The following is a 2,758-nucleotide window of genomic DNA, read 5'->3' on the forward strand; positions in this document are numbered from 1 at the left end:
ATTTGACCCGGTTGGGCGCCAGGCAGATATTGCATTATCACTATCAATGCTGTTTCTCGCAGAGAAAGCCTTTGAAGCAAGTAGAGTTTATCCAAAGACTATTGGAGATATCATTTTACAATTACAAAATAACGGCAGTGAAGCCGTCAAAGAATCTATTAATGAAAATGTTGACCTTACGGAACTAAATAACTTTTACCAAGATAACTCTTTTGTTAAAGAGAAAGCGACATCGCAAAGGACAAAAATCTTAGACCTCTATTCCTCTTTTGCTTATAAGGATCTTGCTGATAACTCCTTAGGTTCTTTAAACGCTTATTTCGACCTTTATTTTTATTCTCTATCACCAAAGGATAAAGTGAAAGAGCTTGAAAAACTCAGTAGAGTGATGCAAACCACATTGGATGGAATAGAAGGGACCGAAGAAGGCCAAAAAGTTGTCTTTTATATGGTGAGTGACGAGGCTGCAGAAGATTCTGCCTACGTAACGTACCAACGGCATTTAGAAGCAATTCTACTTCAATGTCAGGATGGTGTTGATTGGAGTGATGTGACCCAAGCACTGATTAAAAACACAGCGAATATTTTAGAGTTTGTTTATTGTTGGATCTATTCATCTGCAAAATATGTACAAAAGGGCACGATAACGTCAGCACTCATTTTAAGACCGCTCGCTTTCACCAAACTATTAAACTTCATCCCTATCTTCTTTGAAAAAGGGTTCGGTATCAAAGAACTCGACGGAAATGTAAGAATTACGCTGGATAAACTGGCAGAAGTGTTAGCCCAAAACATTGATTCTGTTGGGAAAAATGACAGCCCTTTGAATAGAGTACTTACTGCTCATCATCATGGTAAGAAGATGATTAATTGGGCAAATAGTCAATGGAAGAACCGAATCCCTGAGATGGAATTAAGTGCCAAAAGTGCACAATGGCCTGAACTTGAAATTCCTAAGTTTGGTGGGCGCCACTCTAATTTTACTGCTGAGTCATCACTGGAACTACTGGGTAAAGGAGGAGATGGCGTTATCGCTATGGTTTCATTACGCGCCAATATCGATGTACTTATTCAGCTACTGCAAAATAGTGCATTCGAGAACGCCGATCCTCTCAAACGTGGAACAGAAACGGATTCGATGCTCGACTATGCAAAATTAGTTGCGGCTTTGTCTGCGGGCATTACCGATTATGTGAGTGTTTCCCGTGCAAATCTACTCCTGCAAAAGAGATTGATAAATTCAAATCGCGTTTATTACGCATTGAGGTCTGGTTTACCCCAGTTATTCGCGGTAACGACAATTGGAGCAAGGAACGCGATAACGGCGAAGATGGATTCAATTATTGGAGGCTTAGAGAAAATTTCAACTGGAAAAGCGGTCTCTAAGCTAGTTGTGATTTCTAATTTGGCAGTCATGGCGTCATCTGGTTATGGAGCTTATGATGCCTATCAAACGGGCAATCGAGAATTATTTAATGGCCACCTTTACACAATACTGAGTTCTGCCTTTTTCTTAGCGGGGCCTGTTATCGCGTTAAAAAATATGGCGACGATAAGGTATGGTAATGCCTATTTCTTCCTTTTTGGTATGGTATTTTTGCTTGCGGCAGATATGGCAAAAAAAATTGGCCTTAAGTCAGATTTTGATAACTTATTATATCGTGGGTTTTGGGGGAAAAGTGATAAATATTCATTCTGGTATTTTGAAGAAGGTGGAAAGATTACTATCCCAGACCGCCTATTGGATGCTGCCAAAAATTATCATGATGAAAAATATCAGCTTGCACTGCAAATTGAACAACAAGAGTTTTTAAATTATTTTTACCAGCCACGCATGCTTGTGGAGGTCTCCGAGATATCTAAAACCAAAAAGTGTTACCAATACGAGTTTAGACTACCGAGCTTTACGCTTGGTCAATCAAATATCATTGCAGCGGTTTACAGCAAAAGAGTGATCAATTTAGGGCACACTTATTCAGCAACTAATAGTATGCAAATAAAGGCTTCTTTAAATACAGAAGCCACGCAAGCTTTTAGAAAAGCATTCTCTGAGGCGGAGACCGACTTAGAGAGGTTTCCACAGTATAGCCCGCCTGAACTCTGTCAAAATTTCAATATCTACTTTTCGGTCGTAATGGAGAGTGAACCTAGAGAAACACTGGAAGTTCGCTGGTATTATGAGCAAAGCCCGGGGGTCACAGTACCAAAGCGTATGGTCACAAATGATGGCAATTTAGTCACAACCTACCACGGCATGATTGATAGTAAGCATAGCAATATTGAACAGGATTAATCGATGAGCAGAGTCAATACCCAAGAAACCCTGGTTAGGTTTCGGTATGCACAAAAGTTGATGGACGGGCGAGATGAATTTGTCAATCAGAAAGCTATAGCGCCTACTGATCAACCACCAGAGCCATTTATGCAGGTGACTGACGATATTATATCCATTCGCGATGCAAGGCATACTATTCGCTCCGTTTATCTTGTTCCTGTTGTGGTGGTCGTGTGGTTTCTCTTTATTTTTATACTCAGTGATTTGGGCTTAAATTCAGCTTCTATATCTCATGGGAAAGAGCAATTGAGTCGCTACCAAGAAGAAGAACAAAAAGGAGCTTATTTTGATGACTATGACCGAAGGAAGTATTCATATTATCAAATGATTTTTGCTGATAATGGTGATTATTCATTAGTCAATTATATTCGAGCTGTTCATAAACTGGGTCGTGAAGGTGCACGTAAGGGCTTAGGAAAAGAG

At 39.9% G+C, this 2,758-nt stretch carries 2 protein-coding genes; both read left to right on the forward strand.

Annotated elements, in window-relative coordinates; translation table 11 throughout:
• Positions 1-2,293: hypothetical protein (locus OH455_RS23090; RefSeq protein WP_269982921.1), on the forward strand; the 2,293-nt coding region annotated here is incomplete at its 5' end.
• 3 nt (positions 2,294-2,296) lie between these two features.
• Positions 2,297-2,758: hypothetical protein (locus OH455_RS23095; protein ID WP_269982922.1), on the forward strand; the 462-nt coding region annotated here is incomplete at its 3' end.

Origin of the sequence: Vibrio sp. T11.5, assembly GCF_027587155.1 — a bacterium.
Classification (GTDB): Bacteria; Pseudomonadota; Gammaproteobacteria; order Enterobacterales; family Vibrionaceae; genus Vibrio; species Vibrio neptunius.